The sequence below is a fragment of the Dyella sp. AtDHG13 genome, assembly GCF_003201105.1.
Classification (GTDB): Bacteria; Pseudomonadota; Gammaproteobacteria; order Xanthomonadales; family Rhodanobacteraceae; genus Dyella; species Dyella jiangningensis_B.
In genome coordinates this window covers 1-19,963 of the sequence record NZ_QICJ01000013.1, presented here as the reverse complement: position 1 = coordinate 19,963, position 19,963 = coordinate 1, and the positions used below count along the sequence as shown (strand labels likewise).

Below are 19,963 nucleotides of genomic sequence, written 5' to 3'. Positions count from 1 at the left end.
CCGTGAAGGCATCCGAGGTGCCTTGGCCTTACATCGTCATTCCCGCGAAGGCGGGACGAGCGCGTAGCGCGAAGAATGCCCGGAGGGCGACCCTGGAAGGGCGAGCAAAGCGAGTAATCCAGCGCCTTTCAACTGCACGCTGTCTACGGTGTTCACCGTCATGCCGCAACAAAGCAGGCCCACACTTGTGCAACCATTCCTTCTACACCACCCACATCACCAACACCCCGCCGTCGCCGGCGTGCGCGCGGCCTGCTGGTTTAGCGTCAGCGTTCCGCACTGGCCATCGCGGCTCTGCTGCACGGAGCTGGGTGTGGCGGTGATGGTGAAGCCGCTGGCGGTGGTCGCCTGCGTGATGGTGTAGCTGCGCGCCACCTGTGTCTGGCAATCCAGGTGCGGGTCGGCATTCGCCGTGCCGTCGGGCGTCTGGTTGTAGCGCAGGTTGGTGGTGTAGTAGCGCTCCATATAATTGGCGTATTCGGCCATGCAGGCCTGCGCGGCCGCGCGATAGGTCTTTCCCACGTGGCGGCTATAGGACGGCACGGCGATGGCGGCGAGGATCGCGATGATCGCCACCACCACCAGCACCTCGATCAAAGTGAAGCCCCGTTCGAACCCACGCGGTTCATCATTGCCCGCCATATCGCGTTTGCTCCTTTTCGCATGGTTGTTCATCAGGGATTGACCATCTCGCGCCACGACACTCGCGTGATCTCTCCTTGAGAGCCCGCGGTTTGGATGCTGCGGGTCGATCCATTGTCGAAGCTGATCAACATCACGCCGCCGACGAAGATCGGATTGTTCGGCAGCGAACCAAAGCCGACACCGCTGTTGATGCTGGTCTGGCCGTCCGAAGAAACGTTGTCGTTGCTGTCGATGACGCCATCGCCATTGAGATCGAAGAAGCTGGTCGTGCCTGCCGTTCCCGTGAACGGCCTGATCGGCATGACCCAGCCGCGACCTGACGGGTTGCACGCATCGACAGCCTGCGGAATACGCGTGGTGCCCCATAGCATGCTTCCCTGGAAGCCATTGGATGTGACCATGCGCTCGCCTTCGGCGCCGTTGACCGGCGAGATCAGATCGATGTACCAACCTGAGCTCGTACCCATGTCGCTGACCGCAGGCGTGGCCGTAATGCCTCGCCCCGCCTGCACGGGCGGATCGGCCTTGGCATCCCCCGCCGTCTCGATCAGGATCTGCCGCTTTACCAGTGCGGCTCGCCCGTCCGTGGCCAGCTTGGCCACGATGGTGCTGTTGCTCGGGGAACCGACGATGATGCCGTACCAGGTTTGCGTGGCCTTGCTCTTGAGATCCGACGACGTGAGGTATTTGCCAGTACCGAAGAACAGCCACAGGTTGCCAGTGGCGGGGTCGCGCCCCATCAGCATGCCCGCGGTGATAGGCTGCGCGACCTTGTCATCGTTCCTGGCCTGAAACACGAACGAACCGGTGCTGTCGGGCGTGGCGACACCGCCATCGTTGAGCACGAACTTCCACACCTGGCCGCTCGCATCGCCCGCATAAGCCAGCGTGCTGATGCCATTAGCGCTGTCGCCGATCCACACCGCGGGCGCCGCCAGGCCATTGCCCTTGCCGACGTCCGTGGTGGCATGCACATTCAGCGTGCCGTCGGCGATGGCGAACTGCAGCAGTGCCGCCGTGCCCTGGCTGCTGTTGTAGCCGTTGCCGATCAGCACCGACCATGAGCCGTTCGCGGTTTGTGCAATGACGGGCTTGCCGGCCATCTGGCCAATGTAGTCGCTGTTGGCCAGGCCATCTCCCGCGGAGCGTTCCCACAGAAACTTGAAGGAAGCGGGGTCGGTCACATCGATGGCGTATACAGCCCTGGCCGGTCCACGCCCTGTCGTACCGACGGCGACCGTGTGCCAGCTCTCCGAGCCCTTGGGCCCGTAATACACGTCCGCTACGGTCAGCTCGCCATCGTTGAAGTACTGGTGTGGAAGACTGTCGCCGCCGTAGTCGGGACTGGACAATCGCTTCAAGTCGCTGGTGATGACGGCCGACGGCAAATAGGCATAGGCTTCCACACCATCGCCAGCATTGAAGGCGTGCAACAGGCCATCGTTGGCCGCCACCAGGATACGGCCCGTGCGCTTGGCATTTTTCGCCGCATAATCCGCGAACGTGCTCGCACCGTTGAAATTCTTCCCCACGAACTGATTGGCGTTGGGCTGGCCCACATACACCGGCTGCGAATTGACAATGTCGCCCAGGGGTGTGTCGCGCTTGCGGAACCTGCCGCCCTTCTTGTCCTGTTCGTTCGAGTTGTCGCCCAGCAGGTAGCTGATGACCGCCTGCTGTTCGGCGGCCGTATCGCCCAGCGCTTTCTGCTGCGCGCCAGAGAGCAAGTTCAGATTGGCCGCGTTGAACTGGAATACCGACGCAGCGGAGGATGCTGCCGAGGCGTTGTACGTATAGACCTTGCGGCTACCGTAGGCCGGCAAGACCGCGGAAGCCGTCCAGGCCGGATTGGTGGCGATCGCACCCGTATCCGCATTGATCGCCAGGGCCTTGAGGTCGCCCTTCCACGACGCGGTGTAGTAATTGGCCTGATACGCCATGGTGCCCGTCTGCAACTGCGTGGAGTTCGCCGCGAGGCTGGCGCCCGTACCCACACGGGACGTCGCGCGCTTGAGGGCGTCCTTCAGGCCATCGGTAAATGCCTGCGGCGTCGTGGCGGAATAGAAACCGCCGCGTCCATTGATGGCGGCATGGGCAAGGTCGGCGATGTTGTTCTCGCTGTCCGACGACGGCTGAGGCCAGCTGAAGTTGGCGATGGCCGTGCCGCCTCGCGACCAAGCCATGATGTCGTCATAGGTCGCCGTCGCTGGCTTGATATTGGTCGGAGCAAAGCCCATGCCCAGCGTGAACGTGGTCATGTGTTGCCAGAACGCCGGATCTTCCTTGTTGGTCGGAACCTGGTTGGCCGTATTCGGGCGAAGGTCGTTGATCCAGTAGTAGTGCGCCACGTCCGCCAGCGTGAGGCTGTAGCTGTCGCTGAACGGAGCCGCAGGGGTATAGACAAAGGTCTGATCGTTGGGGCCCGTGCGCTTCGCCGAGGTATTGTCGGCGTTGCCGATCTTCGTGCTGGGGTTGTCGCCGTTCCAGAAGCCGTCGGTAGTGAGGATGGTGTACGACTGGCGGCAGGCCAGTTCCGCCGAAGCTGCGGCTGTATCGAAGTCCGGGTCCGAACTCATGGACGCCCACGGATCGTCGGTCTGGTAGTACTGGCCGACAAAATCCAGCGCCTGCTGCAACGGTGTATAGCCACTGGCCACGCCACCCTCGAGCCACGCCCAGAACTTTGCCTTCTGCGTGCCCGAGGCGCCGTCGCCAAACGGCTTCACCCGCGCCAGTCCCGACTTGTAGGTCGTCGTGGTTCTGCCGCGCGTTACCGTGGTCGAGAACGGATAATAGCCCGTGCCCAGTCCGTCCACGTTACCACCGTCGATCGAGCCGAATCCCACACGGAAAGTAGGGTCGAGGCCGGAGAACGAATTCATCACGCCGCTCTTCGCCATCAGCATGCGCGTGCGGTAGTAGGAGAACCAGGTGGCCACGTTGATACGCGTATCGACGCTGTCGTCGCATGCCGCCCTGTTCGATGAAGTGGACAGCTTGGCGCAGTCGCCGTCCTTGCCTACGTAATGCTGGGTGTAGGCTCCCTTGTCGAGCGTCGTATACGTGAAATACGACTTCTTCGTGGTCGTGGAGCAGACGTGATTCGCGTCCGGATTGCCGTCGCCGGATTTGCAGCTCCACCTCGTCGGATCTGCCGTCTGGTTCCTGTTGTTGACGCAGGTGGAACCGTTCCAGTTGTATGTGCTGGGGCAGGTCGGCGTCGCCGTATATGTGTCCGTCGCAGACAACTGGGTGTAGTAGGCCTGCGTGTCGCTGAAACCGGTGACATCGACGGTCCTCCTGTCGCGAAATCCGTCGCGGTAGGCTGCACTGATGTCCGTCGGCGTCGGATAGGAACTCTTGCCATCGGCCATCGGCGGCGGCTTGTAGGTCACGGCAGGGTTGTAATAGGTGCCATTGACCGTGGCATTGCGGAAGCCGTTGGCGCTGCTGTCGCTCAACGTATCGGGCATGAAATCGTTGTCCATGGAGCCGGAGTCGTCGAGCATCAACACGATATTGGGCGGCAGCGAACGCTGGATGATCAGCGGCTGCTGGTCCACGACCACGTCCGCCATCGATGGCGTCGAGATCACACCGACGGCCAGTACGGTCAGGCTGGAAGAAATCAGCCTGCCAAGGAAACGGCCCGCGCGTGTGCGCAAGCGGAAGTGGTTCTTCATGTCGATCCGCCCCTGAAAATGGATGGCACGCCGCTTGGCGGGCGCCGATGGAACTCAGCGCTGCTTGACGACGGACTGCAGGACAACCACCGCGCGATCGCCGACCACCGCCGGATCGCCGCTGCGTGCCGTGATGCGGTAATAGACTGCTGTGGTCGATCCGCCGGAATTGCCGTAGTTGTATGAATTGGCGCTCTGGTCGAAACCCGTGTCCGACTCCGGGTCGGCCCAGTTCCCCATGTTTTCGACCACATATTGCGGCTGGCCGGCCGCGATGTCCGCCTTGGTGAACTTGCCTTGCCCGGTTCCCGTTTCCACATCATGAATGCTGCCTTCCGGCAGCTTGGGATCGCTGAACGGATTGGACAGGCATGCGGTCGCGCTGGTGCGGCAGTTGCGTGCAACCTCGTTCGGGTAGGCGACGACGCGGTCCTTTGCCACGCGCAGCGCGGCCTCGGCGTGCTGGAAGGCTATCTGACGGTCGTATTGATTCGCCGCCATGCGCTGCTGCATGAGCGTACCGCGTACGGCCGCGAAGCCCACCAGGGTGATCACCACCAACAACAGCAGCGCCACGATCAAGGCGATGCCCCGCGCGCGTTGCGGTGAAGACGGCGCAGCGCGCCTGTGCGCCAGGATTGCGACGGTCTTTCGAGGGACTGCATGCATCGTCGTGTCGGTCATCTCACGGCACCCGGTTTCGCAAAGTGGTGGTAGCGGTGAACTGGCGGGAAATCGGTGCGTTGTTCGTGCCGGAGCGCGGATCGTCGCTGCGCATGGTCAGCGTCACGCGCACCGCAGTGACGTTTTTCCAGTTGGTGACCTTGTTCGCCGTCACAAAGGCGTCGCCGGCCAGATCCTGCTGGTGGTACTGCAACTGCATGGCCGTCACGCCACGCACCATTTCGTCGCGCTGTGGCGAGCCGCCGCTCCGCCCAAGGCGATAGAGGGACGTTCCGCCGTCCCCATTCACGCCGATGTACCAGTCGGCGACGTTCAGCCGCGTCATATAGGCATTGGCCCCGAACGTGTAGACGTTGGCGGTGTCGCAGGACGTGGGATAGCCCAGGCCCGCCGTGCAGTTCCCGCCCTCGGTGGCATGCCCGACCGTCTTCGCTTTTGCGTTGTAGCTGCTGGATTTGAAGATGGCCGCGTGGTCGTAGTCGCACACGATGAATACATCACCCGCAATCGGGTCGGCACTGGCTTCGTTCAAGGTGAACTGCGCACCGCTGGAATCGTGCGACGCCACGCTGTAGCTGGTGTCGTCGCCGCCAAGCAGCTGCAGCGATGCCGTGCCGGCCACGCGGTCCCGTGCCGAGGTGCCTGCCGCCACATCGGGATCGTTGCCTTCAAAGCCGCGGATGGCGTTGTTCCAGTCGCCCCACCAGGTAGCGCCCTTGTTGGCGGGCCCGATGTTCAGGACATTGGAGACGCGCCCATTGTTGCTGCATGCGGTGAGGCCCGCATTGCGGATGTCGCGCGCCAGCAGTTCGAAGGCTATGCGCGAGCTGTCCTGCACGTCGCTCAACGCCCTGTTGGTGCGATACACGCGCTGGTTGGACAGGAACACGCTGCCGACGCCGGCCATCACTACCAAGCCCAGCAGCATCGCCACCATCAGCTCGATCAGCGTAAAACCGCGCATAGCGGATCGTCGCCACGGAAAAAGCACGAACGAACCCGACGTCATAACATGCCCTTGGTCACGACTTTTTGATTGGCGGAGCCCCCCTTGCCGGCGCGGCTGTCATCGAAGGTGATGGTGATCAGGCACTCGCCCAGGCCGCCGGTGCAGCTGATGGCGCCGGTCGTCGTTTCATTCGCACCGAGGGCCTGGCCAAGCTGGAGGCACCAGTCATGCAACTGAGCGCCCGCCATTGTGCTGCCCGCGTCGGGGCAGGCATTCGCCTTCAATGGCTTGTCCGTGTTGTAGCCGCCTTTGGCGGCAAGGGCGACGTCGGCGCGCATCGCATCCAGGATGGAATAGCTCGCCATGGTCGCCATGCTGCGCGCCATGGCGCTGTTGTTGGTGGACAGGGAATGCGCCTGCAGCGCCGCCACGCCCAGGAAAGCGACCGACAGCAGCAGCACCGCCACCAGCACTTCGATCAGGCCAACGCCACGTTGCGCGGGCCGTCTGCCTAGGCATGTAGCGGGCCTCGCGCAGGCGCGGAGGGAATGCATCGTCATGAACAGGTGTCCGTGGTTGTCTGGGTTTGCAGCGCCGAACCGGCCGCCATCGTGATCACCCGATGGTTGTCGCCCTGCAGCGATGGCGTACAGATGTCGATTACCCTGCCGGTGTACGGCGTATTGCTGTTCGTGGCGTGGGCGATGCCCTGCGCGCTGAAGCGGAGCGCCTGCACGCTGCCCTGCAGGCGCAGTGAGCCGTCCAGGTTGAGCTGGCTCTCGCGCACGACGATGGCTGTGGTGGAAGCACTGGCGACCACGGTGCCCGCCGATGTGCCGCAGGCCGCGCCCAATGCGTCGTCCTCGCCACTCACGTTGGCCTCGGCTGCGTCGCTGCACAGCTGCGTGCGCGCGTTGCGTTTGATGGCCTCCATGCGCGCGGTCTGCAAGGCGCTGACCACTTCATTGGCCGAGGTCGTCAGGCGGTTGGAAAGCGTGATGTTGCGGAAGGAAGGGATGGCCAGCGCCATCAACACCGCGGCCACCGCAATGGTCACTAGCAACTCGATCAGGGTGACCCCCTCATTTCGCTGCCCACGGGTGCCGCCACCCACGAATGCGTCGATGCGCATGTCCCTCCCCCCCTTACGACGACCGGCGTGAACGCTAAGGACTACAAGAAGGATCGTAAATTCTTTCGTCGACGAACGGTAAGAACTTGCCGACAATCGGTCGTTCGGGAGTGCAGCGACGAGACACAGGTCACGAGATATAGATATAAGTAATTGACTTAACGTGTATATTCTTGACGCGACAGTTTCCGGGCCTGGCGCGAGCCAGCCCTGCATGTTCTTGCGATCAAGGAGATCAATGACTTACGATAAACTGACGGAAACACTTGCCCCTCGTACGCACCCTCCCCATCCCGGCCCGACTCATTGACCTGCCCCATGCGCGACCAGGCCCAGCCGTTACGGCGATTCCGCCTCCGCGTATCCGGCTACTATCTGCGGGATCTGTAAGTCGCGACCGACCTTGTTCGTTATCTCGGGTTACAGATGCCGTCGGGCTTGCCTTCGCTGCTGTCATCGCATCGGTGGCATGGCAAGGCCGGCACCTACACGATTTCCCCAAGGAGCTCATCGACATGAATCGTCCCCGCGTTTCCCCCGCCCTGCTTGCCACCACCCTTTCCGCGCTGCTGCTCGGCGCCTGCGGCTCCGGCGACAAGCAAGCCAGCCAGACGCCGCAGGCACAGGCGCAGGTACAGAAGGCGCCCGCGCCGCAGCCGTTCAACAGCACCGTTTGCGTCAATGGCCACTGTGCGGTGATCGACCAGAACGCCACGCTGCTGGTGCCGTTCGAAGGCGGCGAGTACGACACCTTCGCGCCCTTCCTGATGAAGGACACCATGCTGCTGCACAGGGACGAGCAGTGGCAGTTGCTCGATACCAGGACCAAGGCACCGCTGAAGACGCTGGGCAAGGATCTCTACCAGCTGTCGCCCGGTTATTTCGGCTTCGGCGCCGATGGCAAGATCGGCATCATGGATTTCCACGGCACCCAGGTGCAGCCGGCGCGCTTCGACGACGTGTTCGTCGGCGGCAATGGCCAGTACATCGGCTATGAGCTCAACGGCAAGAACGGCATCCTGGACGCCCACGGCAAGCAGCTCACCGACGCGCTGTACGACACGCTAATCGTGCGCCAGGACTTCGCCAAGCGTAACGGCTGGGTGATCGGCGAACGCGGCGACCAGCACTGGATCATCAGCCTAAAGGATGGCACGCAGAAGCAGGTGAGCTACGGCGACATGGACGAGATGCAGGACAACCACATGGTGGTGACCTCGCCCGACCACCTGCACAAGGGCCTGGTGGACGCCAACGGCAACCTGACCATTCCGCTCAAGTACGACCTGCTGGGCACGCCGGCCGAAGGCCTGGTGAGCTTCCGCGAGAAGAACGACGGCCCGTGCGGCTATATGGATTACACCGGCAAGGTGGTGATCGAGCCGCGCTTCGGCGACTGCATGCCGTTCGGCAAAAAGGGCGCGCTCGCCAGAACCAACGAGGGCGGCGACGGCGCCACCAGGAAATACGGCGTGATTGATCGCACCGGCGCGTGGCTGGTGCAACCCACCTATGACTACGCTGGCGAGGCGGGCCGCTCGATGCTGGGCATGCTCGACCACGTGCCGGGCTATGCATCCGTGTTCAAGGAAGTGTCGACCTTTGCGTACACCTACGGCATCTACGACCTCAACCAGGGCCGCGAGCTGATCCCCACCACCTACAAGCAGCTCGGCATGCTTACGCCCGACCGTTTCGTGTTCAGCGGCGCCGACGCGCCGATGATCAACGTCACCATGCTGGGCCAGAGCGACAGCACGCCCGCCGTGGGCCTGATGGATGCCAGCGGCAAGGTGCTACTGAAGCCCGAGCATTACACCGATATCCAGCTCGACGACAGCGGCCACTACCTGCGCGCACGCGACGGCCTGGAAAACGCCCACGTCGCCCTGTTCGACCTCGACGGCAAGCCGCTGATCGCGCCGGAATGGCAGGAGCTCGCCATCGACAAGGATGACGCGGTGATCCTCGGCTACGACATCGACGGCACGGGCGACGATGCGGTGCACATGCTGCGCGCCGCCTATGACTTGAATGGCAAGCCGTTGTTTGCCGTCAAGCACACCGAGTGCGGCGCGGAACAATTGGTCGATGGCAGCGGCAAGGTGATCTGGCCGGCCGACCCCAAGCCGTATTGCCCCACGGCCGACGCGAAGACGCAGGCGCAGCCCACCACCGACGGCTGAGGCCGGCGCACCGCGCCTCCACGCACGACAGCAAGCGGGGCCTTCGGGCCCCGCTTCTTTTACGGCCTTCGCTACTGAACATCGTCACGGGCGGTTCGCCCATACGGCATAGCGTCAAGGCGCGAAACCGCCGATCGCACTTTCATCCCGAAGAGCAGGCGAAGCACGGCATACCGTCGGATACCTCCCTGATAAAGCGCAATGCATGCACCCATGCTGAGAAGCAGGATCGCGGCGTACTTCGCCCAGGGCGTCCACGGAAGCTGGACGATGAAGTACCCGACGATGACGATCACCGTCTGGTGCAGGATATAGATCGGATAGCTCGCTTCCCTCGCCCAGACGAGCAACGGATGGGCGAAGGAGAGATAACGATAGCCGTAGCCCAGGAACACCATCATCCATAGCCAGGTGAAGACGTTCGCGCCCATGCCATCCAGCAGCGAACCATGCTGGATAGCGCCCGTCTCGAAGAGCGAAATCAGCAAAACGAAGCATGCGACACCGGCGGCGAGCGACCAGCGCCGCCATTCGCACAACCACTTCCATACCCCGGGGATGGACGCCATCACGTACCCATAGGCGGTCAGCAGCAGGTAGTGATTGAAGATGTACCAATCACCGACCAGCGTATGCGACTCAGGGAAATGCGGCTTCAGCAGCACCTCGTTGACGCCAAGCGGAACGCCCAGCAGGAACAGCCACCGCCCGGGAGCCCACGTCGGCCGGGCCCGTCGCCACCACCGCATCGCGGGTAGCAGCAACAGCACGTACACATACAAGTACAGGATGAACCACAGGTGGTGCCAGCTGAAATCGCCCGCCGGGTACGGTATGAACTGCAGCACGCGCGTGGCGTAGAACTCCAGGTAGCCGCCTGACCATTGCCCGCGCAGCAGCCGCTCGCAGTAGATCTGCGGCGGCACGATCAGGAACATGCCGGCCACCAGCGGCAGCAGCAGCTTGATCGTCCGCTCCTTCAGGAACATCGCCGTACTGCGCCGCTGCAAGGCAAACCACATCCCTGCCCCAGCAATGACGAACAGCAGCGGCATGCGCAGGCGATGCGCAATATCCATCGGCCACTGCAAGGCCGGTAGGGTCTGGCTGTTGACGATATGCCAACCCCAGCCCACGAAGATCATCCCCGTGTGGAAGAAGAAAAGCACGAAGATCGCGATGACCCGCAACCAGTCGAGAAAGTCGTAACGCTCCTGCCCTACGCCCATGGCCCTTGCCTCCTGTCGTGACGATAAGCAGGAGCCTTGCGCCATCGCCAAGCGCCGGCAGCAGTTCGGTGGCAAGCGGAGCAGAGGCGTGGCGAAACGGACCTCAGCGCCCCATGCGAGCGAACAGCGCCTCGCGATATCGACGACTCAGCCGCAGGACGCGGCCGTTGTGCAATTGGATGTCGTAGTCGCCCTTGAACAGCGGCGCGAGCGATGCGATGCACGCCAGGTTCACGGCCGTGGAACGGTGGATGCGCACGAAGCGCTGTTCGCCCAGCTGCGAGAGCAGATCCTGCAGCGTGCGGCGCAACAGGTAGTCGCGTCCACCCGCGTGCACGTGCACGTAGTTGTCGTCGGCTTCCAGCCATTCGATGGATGCGGCGTCGATCAGCTGTAGCCGTTCGCGATCCGGCACCAGCAGGCGCTCGCAGGACGGTGCCCGCGCCCGCCCCATCGCCACCGCGGCAGCGCCGGTCTCGTGGGACACCAGCCGGCCACGGACGCGCTGCACGGTCTGGGCAAGCCGCTCCCTGTCATAGGGCTTGAGCAAGTAGTCGACCGCGTTGAGCTCGAACGCCTTCACGGCGTGCTCGTCATACGCGGTTACGAAAACGATCAAGGGCGCATTCGACGGCTCAAGTTGCGCCGCCACCTGAAGCCCGGACAGCGTGGGCATCTGGATATCGAGAAAGACCACGTCCGGGCGCAGCTCCTCGATGCACTGCGCCGCGGACAAGCCGTCCTCGACCGATCCAACTACCGACAAACCTGGCTGCTCCGCCAGCCAGTGCGCCAGCTTTTCGCGGGCCGGCGCTTCGTCATCGGCAATCAAGGCGCGGATCATGGCGCGCCCTCCGCCAGCGGCAGCACGATGCGCGCCGCCACACCGCCCATCACGTTGCTTACCTGCAAGGAGGCCGCTTCACCGTAGATGATGTTCAGCCGCTCCCGGCAGTTGCGCAGCCCCATGCCGTCGCGATGCTCCCGCTCCAGTTGGGAACCGGAGTTGCTCACCACGATTTCCAGCGAGTCGCCATCGCGACGCGTGCTGATCTGGATGCGTATCCGCGCCACCGTGCGCTCCACGCCATGCTTGAACACGTTCTCGAGCAGCGGTTGCAGCAACAGTGCCGGCACGGGCACGCCCTGCAGTGCGGGATCGATTTGCCAGCCCAGCGTAACGCGATCGCGAAACCGCTCGCTCATGATGTCCGCGTATAGCTCAAGCGTGCGGAGTTCCTCGGCGAGCGTGGTCATCTCGTTCTCGCCAGATCGAAGGCTGATGCGCAAGAGGTCGCCCAGCGTCGCCACCAGACGGTCGGCGCGCGCCACGTCCGTGTGCATCAGGGCGGAAACGGTATTGAGCGCATTGAACAGAAAGTGCGGCCGCAACTGTCCCTGCAACTGGGCCAGCTGCGACTCGGCCAGCGCCTTCTGCGTTCGCAGCAGGCGTTGCCGCTGCAGCTGCCATTGCCCATAGGAATCGATGCCGAACAGGATGCCGAGCCACAAACCGGTGAAGATCACCAGCTTGAAGCTTTCGTACACCACCACGTAGCTCCACGGCGAGTGTTCGTAGGTGCGCCCCACGGCCGCGTAGACGGCCGCGCGCATCGGATACACCGCCGCGATCCATGTACCGATCACCAACGGCAACCAGCGCAGGTAGCTGCCGAACCAGCGCAGCGGCCTGTCCAGATACGGCATGTAGCGCCCGCGTATCCGCACGGCGAGCAACATCCACACGGTCGCGACCAGCGCCGAACTGCCCTCCCACAGCACCGGCTCCCACCAGCGCGTCAGCGGATTGCGCAGTGCGTCCTGCATGGAAACGCTGACCATCAGCAGCCAGAACGCCACCCATAGCACCGCCAGCGTTCCCACTGAAAACGGCGGGCCGTGGTCGCCGTGGGCGGCTGCCTGATGTGGGCTGGCTGGCGTGTTCATGGCGGTCGAGTGTAGCCGCCTCCCTGGCGATGAACGCGAATCATGGGGCGAGCGGGACCATGCTGGGGTGAAGCGGACGGGCGCAAGGCCGCCTTGGCGGCTTCACGGCACTGCGTGCATCAGGCCAACGAGTGAACCGATGGCTCGGCATCACGCATACGGCGTACCGGCAAGCGCGGCGTCGACGCCACGGAAGCCGCGCTCCATCACGTTCATGAGTACCGCGTCCGGCTTCTGTTTCGCCCGAAACGCGCGAAGCGCCGCGCCGTAGGCGACCACCATCGTGTCCATCAGCATGGCGGCGGCGAGGCGGCCGTCGGGGTCGACGTGCGGTTGGCCCACGGCATCGCACAGCATGACAGCAAGGTCATCGGCCAGCGTCACCTGCAGTTCGCGCGCGCGCGTGGTAAGCGTCGGGCTCTCGGCCACGGTGCGCCAGAACTGGTCGGTTCGCCGCGTCACGCGCAGCAGCGGATGCCGCGCCGCCAGCAACGCACGCATGAGCGCCTGAAACGCGGGAATGGGCCGCTGCTCGCCGCGCACGGCAAGCGCCTCGCGAACCAATGTCCTGGCGTCATCCTCGCGGTCGAAGAACAGGTCTTCCTTGCGCGCGAAGTAGTTGAACACGGTTTTTCTGGACACGTCCGCTTCGCGGGCGATGTCGTCGATGGACACGTTGTCGAAGCCGTGTTCGACGAACAGGCGCGTGGCGACGTCCGAGATCGCCTCGCGTGTCGCCGCCTTCTTGCGGTCGCGGAGTCCCGGCTGGTCGGGCTTGCTGGGGTTCATATCCAAAATATTATACTGAGTGTAAGATTTTTGCCGTGCAGCCCTTCCCGGCGGCGCGGCGTCCGTTTGAGGAGATTGCCATGATCCATGATGTCGCCATTGCCGGCGCGGGTCCGGTTGGCCTGTTCCTGGCCTGCGAACTACGCCTGGCCGGCGTTTCCGTGCTGGTGCTGGAACAGGCGGCCGATCCCCATGCGCCCTTGAAGCGCCTGCCCTTCGGCATGCGCGGGCTGTCGGTGCCCACGCTGGAGGCCTTGCATCGCCGTGGCCTGTTGAACGACGTCGCCGCAGCGCAAGGCCCAGCGGCCCCGCATTGGGCCCATCAAGCGCGCCGGCCCGGCGGCCACTTTGCCGGCATGCCGTTCCATCTCGACCAGGTCGACGCCTCGGCGTGGCCGTATCGCCTGCCCGGGCCCGCCGATACGAGCATGGCGGTCGAGCTGGAATCGCTGGAGTCCATGCTCGCTGCCCGCGCTGTCGCGATGGGCGCCGATATCCGGCGCGGCGTGGGGGTGGAAGGCGTTGAACAGTCGAACGACGCCGTGAGCATACGCACCACCGACGGGCACGTTCATGCGCGCTGGCTGGTGGGCTGCGATGGCGGACGCAGCACGGTGCGCAAGGCGTGCGGCTTCGAATTCAGCGGCACGGAACCGGAGTTCACCGGTTATTCCATCGACGCCGAACTCGCCGAGCCGGACATGCTCCGCCTGGGCCGCCATTACACGCCGACCGGCATGTATACCTATGCGCGACCGGGCACGATAGCGATGGTCGACTTCGACGGCGGCATCTTCCATCGCACGCAGCCGATCACGCTCGAACACGTGCAGCGCGTGCTGCGCCGCATCGCCGGCACGCACGTCACCCTCACCGCACTGCGGCTGGCCACCACCTGGACCGATCGCGCCTACCAGGCCACCACGTATCGGCGCGGACGCGTACTGCTCGCCGGCGACGCCGCCCACGTGCATTCGCCCCTGGGCGGCCAGGGCCTGAACCTTGGCATCGGTGACGCCATGAACCTGGGCTGGAAACTTGCCGCCACGCTGCGGGGCGATGCGCCCGACGACCTGCTCGACACCTACGAGAGCGAACGCATGCCCATCGCTGCGCAAGTGCTCGACTGGTCGCGCGCGCAAGTGGCGCTGATGCGGCCGAGCCCGAGTTCGCGTGCGCTGGAGGCGATCATCCGCGACCTGATCGACACCACCGACGGCGCCACTTACATCGCCGGACGCGTATGGGGCGTTCGACTGCGGCACGATCTGGGCGAAGGCCATCCACTGGTGGGATGCAGCGTGCCCGACTTCGCACTGAGCGACGGAACCCGGCCCGGCGAACGGCTCCGGACGGGCAAGGGCCTGCTGCTGGACTTTGGCGACAACGCATCGCTGCGCCAGTTGGCCGGCCGCTGGGAAGATCGACTCGCCTATGTCGCAAGCGGTGCGGCGGACACGCTCGGCCTGAGCGCCCTGCTCGTTCGCCCCGACGGACTCGTGGCGTGGGCCACGCAAGACAGGCCCGACCCCAACGAGGCGTCGCAAGTGGCGCTGCGATGGTTCGGCGAACCCATGCCGGCTCATGCACCCGCGCTGGCCAGTTGACGCCAAATAGTTGTCATTACACAATAGTTGCATGAATACAACTATTGAAGCGCCCGCCCGGGCACCGGCCCACCCCAACCTTATCCTCGCCATCTGCTGCCTCAGCCTGCTGATGGTCGCGATGGATGCCACCATCGTGAACGTCGCGCTGCCCGCCATCCGGCAGGACCTGGGCGCATCGATATCGGGGCTGCAGTGGGTGATCGACGCGTACACCATGGTGGTGGCGAGCCTGCTGATGCTGGCCGGTTCCATGGCGGATCGCTTCGGACGCCGCCGCGTTTTCCAGTCGGGCATGGCGCTGTTCATGCTGGGCTCGCTGCTGTGCAGCGTTGCGCCGAACATTCACGGGTTGTCCGCCTTCCGCGTGGTGCAGGCGCTGGGCGCGACCATGCTCAACCCGGTCGCGATGTCGATCATCGCCAACACCTTCCATGAGCCGAAGGAACGCGCCCGCGCCATCGGCATCTGGGGCGCGGTGGCCGGTATATCGATGGCGCTGGGGCCAGTGATCGGCGGCGCGCTCACGCAGAGCATCGGCTGGCGTTCCATCTTCTGGGTCAACCTGCCGGTGGGCGCGGCGGCCATGCTGCTGGCGGCGCGCTACATTCCCGAATCGCGCGCGCCGAAGCCGCGCCGCGTGGATCCCATCGGCCAGCTGCTGGTGTTCACCATCCTGGCTACGGTGACCTATGCGGTGATTGAAGGCCCACACGCGGGCTGGGGTTCGACGACCATCGTCGGCCTGTTCGCCGCTGCCGCGCTGGCGCTGGTGGCCTTGCTTGTCTACGAGCCGCGGCGCCACGAGCCCCTGATCGACGTGCGCTTCTTTCGCAGCGCGCCGTTCAGCAGCGCCACGCTGATCGCCGTATGCAGCTTCTCGGCGTTCTCCGGCTTTCTGTTTCTCAACGCTTTGTACCTGCAGGGCGTGCGCGGCCTTTCGGCCTTCCATACGGGCCTGTGCACCTTGCCGCTCGCGCTGGCGACCATTCTTTGCTCGCCGTTCTCCGGGCGGCTGGTGGGCGCATACGGCACGCGCCCTTCACTGCTGGCCGCCGGCACGGCCACCATCGTCAGCGCGTTGATCATGACGCAGCTCACCGCCACCACGCCGCTGCCGTTGCTGCTGCTGACCTATGTGATCTTCGGCATCGGCTTTGGCATGGTCAACGCGCCCATCACCAACACCGCCGTGTCGGGCATGCCCAAGGCGCAGGCCGGCCTTGCCGCGGCGGTGGCCTCGACCAGCCGGCAGATCGGCGCCTCGCTCGGCGTCGCGCTGGCCGGCACCATCGTGGGCACGCACATGCACGATGGGTTTGCCCAAGCCTCGCATCCGTTCTGGTGGTTGATGACGGGCGGCGGCGTTACCATTTTGCTGCTGGCATGGTTGTCCAACACCGGCTGGGCGCGCGACACCACGCGCCATGCCGCGCATCTGCTGGAAGAAGCACCCACCGGAGCACCGGCATGACCCGGCACCCGACAAGCGGCAGCGAAGCCGACCTGATCTGGCAGGCGCTGGTGAGCCTGGTGTGGGAAACGCGTGGCGAGTGGCGCCGCAAGGTCAGCGAAGCCACCGGCCTGCCCTTCAGCCGCGTGCGCGTGTTGAAGCGGTTGCTGGATGCGCCCGTTACCCTGAAACAGCTGGCCGACATGACGGACAGCGATGCCCCCGCCACCACGGTTGCCGTGAACGATCTGGAAGAACGCGGCCTGGTGCAACGCCAGCCGCATCCGGACAGCCGGCGCGCGAAGCTGGTGTCACTGACGCCTGCGGGGCGCAAACTCGTGGACCTGATGCATCGCACGGTGCGCGACGACGCACCGCCTGCCGTGCAGCAACTCTCGAACACGGATCTGGCGCATCTGCGCCGCATCCTGGACAAGATCGAGCGCTTCGAGCAGAGCGCGCAACGCACGGATTGAATCGTCGCCGCGAAACACGCAAGGCGCGCATGCGTTCAACGCACGAACGCATCGCGCCTTTCGTGTAGCGGCCGTGCGGCAAGCCCATGGCGCCCTTCCGCAATGCAACAAGCTTCCGGATGGCAAAGCGCGCTACAGTCCCGCGCAGGCATCCTTCGCCAAACATCTGTTCACGGGGTCATCGCGTCATGGCCCTTTTTTAGGGAATCAATTTAGATCGATTGAAATTCTGGATTCGCAGTGGCGCGGCGGCAAGCGCAGGGGTGTGCCGTGCCGGTGCGAACGCGGGACATGGCCGTCTAAACGGCCCAATGGATGCACGTTTCCAAGCCGGATCACCGCCCACGGTCCGGCGCTGGACGCTTGAGGGCAACGCCGCCCTCATTCCCTTTGTGGGTATCCGACTGGAGCGCTTCTGATCATGAATCTCGAAGCCGTACGCATACGAGTCCGGACATTGCTGGCCGCCGCCAGCCTGATGGCCGTGGCGGCCTTTCCTTCCACGGCCGCCGCGCAAGCCGCCAACCCGCACAACGACGGCCCGACCGCCGTTGCCCGTGCCCGGGTGGCGGCGGATGTGTTGATGAGTTCTTACGACCCGAACAAGGCCTGGTTTCCATCCAGCTGGTGGAACTCCGCCGTGGCCCTGCAGACCATCGGCGACTACATGCAACGCACCGGCGACCGCCGCTACGTCGGCCAGCTGGACAACACCTTCGAAAAGGACAAGGGCGTGTTTCCCGGCGGCGTGTTGTCGGGCGATCCGCTGCTCGGCAACTTCACCAGCCGCGCCATCGACGATACCGAGTGGTGGGGCCTGACCTGGGTGCAGGCCTATGACCTGACCCAGGACCCGAAGTACCTCAACATGGCGGTGACCATCGCCAACTACGTCAACGGCTACTGGGACACCAGCACCTGCGGCGGCGGCGTGTGGTGGAACGCCGAGCGCACCTACAAGAACGCCGTGACCAACGGCTTGTGGATACGGCTTACCGCCGAACTGCACAACCGCATTCCCGGCGACCAGCAGTGGCTGGCCCGCTCGCGCACGGCGTGGGCGTGGTTCCAGGGCAGCGGCATGATCAACGCCAATGGCCTGGTGAACGATGGGCTCACCGACACCTGCGCCAACAACGGCCAGAACGTGTGGAGCTACAACCAGGGCCTGGCGATCGGCGCGGGACTGGAACTGTGGCGCGCCACGCGTGACCCGCAGATTCTCGCCACTGTGCGCCGACTGGCCGATGCCGCCATCGGACCGAACGCGCTGGTGAGCAACGGCGTGCTCACCGAAACCTGCGATGCCACCAACCAGACCTGCGACGACAACGCCAAGCAGTTCAAGGGCATCTTCATGCGCTATTGGACCGACCTGGTCGACACCACGCACGACAGCCAGTACGCGGCCTTCCTCGACCAGCAAGCGCAAGGCATCTGGAACAACGACCGCGACGCCGCCGGCCGGCTCGGCACCCGTTGGTCCGGCGCCACGAGTACAAGCAACCCCAACGTGTTCGACTGGCGCACGCAGGCCAGCGCCATGAGCGCCCTGATCGGCGACGTGCCGACGTTGACGCCACAGGAATCGCTGGCCGCGACCATGTCGCCGGCGCAACCGGTGGTGATGCCGTCCGCCTCAGGGCCCACCACCATCGCCATCGACCTCAACGCCTCGGCCACTGGCTTCTTCCCGTTGCAGGTGCGTACCAGCATCGACGCACACGCCGGCTGGAACGTCACCCCGCGCGCCACGATGATGCGCCTGCTGCCGCATGGCAACGCCGTGCCGGCCAGCGACAGGCTGCCGCTGCAACTCACCGTGCCGAGCGCCGCGACGGATGGGCATCACATGCTCACCGCCAACCTGGCGGCGGCAGGCTTGAGCTTCACCACCCAGGCCGATGTGCTGATCGCGCACAGCATCGACTTCGATACCGGCACCATCAACGAAACACCGTGGCTGTTCGATCCCGATGGCTCACAGAGCAACGGCGTGCAGAACCGCTTCGCCGACGGCAGCGCGCACTTCACCTACCGGTTCCCGCTGCCGGCCGACACCAGCTCCGCGCAAGTCACACTGACTATCGACAACGAATTCCTCGTGCAGGTCAGCAACGACAACGCGAACTGGACCACCGTACTGCAACAGGCGCAGCCGCTCACCGATGGCTCCAACAAGGCCGACCGCACCATCGACCTGACGCCCTACCTCGGCCCCGCCAGCAATGGCGCGCGACCGGTCTACGTGAAGGTGTCGGACGCCTTCCCCAATGACGGCTGGGGCGGACGCGTGTACCACGTCAAGGCCGCCATCGTGGAATAAACCCATCGTCTCCGTCCTCGACCACACGAGGACGGAGACACCTCGCGTAGCCTCCCGTAGCCCGGATGAAGCCGAAGGCGGAATCCGGGTTCACGGTATTGACGTCGATGAAGTGGCGCGTGGTTTGAACGTTCGGGCTTTGATGAGCCGTGCATTCCCGGATTCCGCCTTCGGCTTCATCCGGGCTACGTCATGGCTTACCGCACACCCAAGCCGCCGGGCAGGTGCCTGCGCCGCTCGCGCGCCATGTCGAACTCCACCTGCAACACCATCCAGTACAGCGCGGTCGTGCGGAACACGGCCGCGAAGCGGATGGCGCATTCCGCATCGATGGGTTCGCCGTGGATGACGCGGCGAACCTGACGCAGCGGCAGGCCGGTGCGGCGCGCGAGTTCGGTGGCCGTCATGGCGGCGGGAAGCATGTAGTCGTCGCGCAGCACGTCGCCCGGCGAACGCAGGCGCTGCGTGGGGTCCAGCTGGAACTGGGGATCGAGGCGGATGGCCGTCATGGTGAACTCCTGTCAGGCACAGGGAAACACCGACGCAGGGTTCGCGTCGTCACATGTAAGGGAATCCTTAGCCCCGCCCGTGACCGCCCTGAGGTGTGGCGCATCGACCCGTGAGCCGATGCGCCACGGGACGATCAACGGACGGGGTTTAAGCGGCTACGACGCACCGTTGGGATGGCGCGCCAGCGGATAGCTCGATGCAGTGCACGGCAACATCGAGCGCCGCCGACACTTCACTCGTCAACGACTCGACGGGTTCGCCCGGCATGCCCGTGATGACCAGCCATTCACGCTGTTCCAGGCGATCACGCAGGTACGTGAGCACGCGGAGCGCCGTGGTTTGCGGGT

At 64.5% G+C, this 19,963-nt stretch carries 17 protein-coding genes; 5 read left to right on the top strand and 12 right to left on the bottom strand.

Annotated features, from left to right (window positions below; translation table 11 throughout):
* Window positions 1-216: 216 nt before the first annotated feature.
* Genes BDW41_RS18865 through BDW41_RS18840 form a run of 6 tightly spaced genes read right to left on the bottom strand, consistent with a single transcriptional unit; the run spans window position 217 to window position 7,093 of the window.
* On the bottom strand, window positions 217-642 hold the full coding sequence (locus tag BDW41_RS18865; RefSeq protein WP_110301662.1) for a type IV pilin protein: 426 nt from the start codon (window positions 640-642) through the stop codon (window positions 217-219).
* A gap of 32 nt (window positions 643-674) precedes the next feature.
* Window positions 675-4,328, bottom strand: coding sequence for a PilC/PilY family type IV pilus protein (locus BDW41_RS18860; protein ID WP_074551347.1), 3,654 nt, complete (start codon window positions 4,326-4,328; stop codon window positions 675-677).
* A gap of 54 nt (window positions 4,329-4,382) precedes the next feature.
* The gene (locus BDW41_RS18855) at window positions 4,383-5,012 is read right to left on the bottom strand and encodes a PilX N-terminal domain-containing pilus assembly protein (protein ID WP_233496933.1); all 630 of its coding nucleotides are present in this window, start codon (window positions 5,010-5,012) and stop codon (window positions 4,383-4,385) included.
* 1 nt (window position 5,013) lies between these two features.
* Window positions 5,014-5,976, bottom strand: coding sequence for a PilW family protein (locus BDW41_RS18850; RefSeq protein WP_074551349.1), 963 nt, complete (start codon window positions 5,974-5,976; stop codon window positions 5,014-5,016).
* Window positions 5,977-6,017: 41 nt separating this feature from the next.
* Window positions 6,018-6,515 (bottom strand): type IV pilus modification protein PilV, encoded by a 498-nt coding sequence (gene pilV, locus BDW41_RS18845; RefSeq protein ID WP_074551387.1) that lies wholly within the window; start codon window positions 6,513-6,515, stop codon window positions 6,018-6,020.
* 2 nt (window positions 6,516-6,517) lie between these two features.
* The gene (locus tag BDW41_RS18840; protein ID WP_074551351.1) at window positions 6,518-7,093 is read right to left on the bottom strand and encodes a GspH/FimT family pseudopilin; all 576 of its coding nucleotides are present in this window, start codon (window positions 7,091-7,093) and stop codon (window positions 6,518-6,520) included.
* 515 nt (window positions 7,094-7,608) lie between these two features.
* On the opposite strand from BDW41_RS18840, the gene BDW41_RS18835 reads away from it, so the two are divergent.
* The gene (locus BDW41_RS18835) at window positions 7,609-9,279 is read left to right on the top strand and encodes a WG repeat-containing protein (RefSeq protein WP_074551353.1); all 1,671 of its coding nucleotides are present in this window, start codon (window positions 7,609-7,611) and stop codon (window positions 9,277-9,279) included.
* 71 nt (window positions 9,280-9,350) lie between these two features.
* Here BDW41_RS18835 and BDW41_RS18830 read toward each other — a convergent pair whose 3' ends face one another.
* The 4 genes from BDW41_RS18830 to BDW41_RS18815 all read right to left on the bottom strand — a co-directional run bounded on the left by BDW41_RS18830 (window position 9,351) and on the right by BDW41_RS18815 (window position 13,244).
* Window positions 9,351-10,508, bottom strand: a complete 1,158-nt coding sequence (locus tag BDW41_RS18830; RefSeq protein ID WP_074551355.1) for an acyltransferase family protein — start codon at window positions 10,506-10,508, stop codon at window positions 9,351-9,353.
* Window positions 10,509-10,611: 103 nt separating this feature from the next.
* Window positions 10,612-11,352, bottom strand: a complete 741-nt coding sequence (locus BDW41_RS18825; protein ID WP_074551357.1) for a LytTR family DNA-binding domain-containing protein — start codon at window positions 11,350-11,352, stop codon at window positions 10,612-10,614.
* Window positions 11,349-12,455 carry a histidine kinase gene (locus tag BDW41_RS18820; protein WP_083337756.1) on the bottom strand — a complete coding sequence of 369 codons (1,107 nt, stop codon included), beginning with the start codon at window positions 12,453-12,455 and terminating at the stop codon, window positions 11,349-11,351. Before BDW41_RS18820 ends, BDW41_RS18825 begins: the two co-directional genes overlap by 4 nt.
* A gap of 150 nt (window positions 12,456-12,605) precedes the next feature.
* Window positions 12,606-13,244, bottom strand: a complete 639-nt coding sequence (locus BDW41_RS18815) for a TetR/AcrR family transcriptional regulator (protein WP_074551359.1) — start codon at window positions 13,242-13,244, stop codon at window positions 12,606-12,608.
* An 80-nt stretch (window positions 13,245-13,324) separates the two neighbouring features.
* On the opposite strand from BDW41_RS18815, the gene BDW41_RS18810 reads away from it, so the two are divergent.
* The 4 genes from BDW41_RS18810 (at window position 13,325) to BDW41_RS18795 (ending at window position 19,106) form a co-directional block, all read left to right on the top strand.
* Window positions 13,325-14,851: an FAD-dependent monooxygenase gene (locus tag BDW41_RS18810; protein WP_074551361.1), complete on the top strand. Its 1,527-nt coding sequence runs from the start codon at window positions 13,325-13,327 to the stop codon at window positions 14,849-14,851.
* 31 nt (window positions 14,852-14,882) lie between these two features.
* Window positions 14,883-16,325, top strand: coding sequence for an MFS transporter (locus BDW41_RS18805; RefSeq protein WP_074551363.1), 1,443 nt, complete (start codon window positions 14,883-14,885; stop codon window positions 16,323-16,325).
* Window positions 16,322-16,780: a MarR family transcriptional regulator gene (locus tag BDW41_RS18800; protein ID WP_074551364.1), complete on the top strand. Its 459-nt coding sequence runs from the start codon at window positions 16,322-16,324 to the stop codon at window positions 16,778-16,780. The genes BDW41_RS18805 and BDW41_RS18800 overlap by 4 nt, the downstream gene beginning before the upstream one ends.
* Window positions 16,781-17,201: 421 nt before the next feature.
* Complete coding sequence (locus tag BDW41_RS18795; RefSeq protein ID WP_074551366.1) at window positions 17,202-19,106, top strand: glycoside hydrolase family 76 protein; 1,905 nt, start codon at window positions 17,202-17,204, stop codon at window positions 19,104-19,106.
* A 197-nt stretch (window positions 19,107-19,303) separates the two neighbouring features.
* On the opposite strand, the gene BDW41_RS18790 is transcribed toward BDW41_RS18795, so the two are convergent.
* The gene (locus tag BDW41_RS18790) at window positions 19,304-19,615 is read right to left on the bottom strand and encodes a HigA family addiction module antitoxin (protein ID WP_074551367.1); all 312 of its coding nucleotides are present in this window, start codon (window positions 19,613-19,615) and stop codon (window positions 19,304-19,306) included.
* Between the two features lie 148 nt (window positions 19,616-19,763).
* Window positions 19,764-19,963, bottom strand: a 200-nt coding sequence (locus BDW41_RS23420; RefSeq protein WP_233496932.1) for a hypothetical protein, incomplete at its 5' end; no start/stop codon positions are given.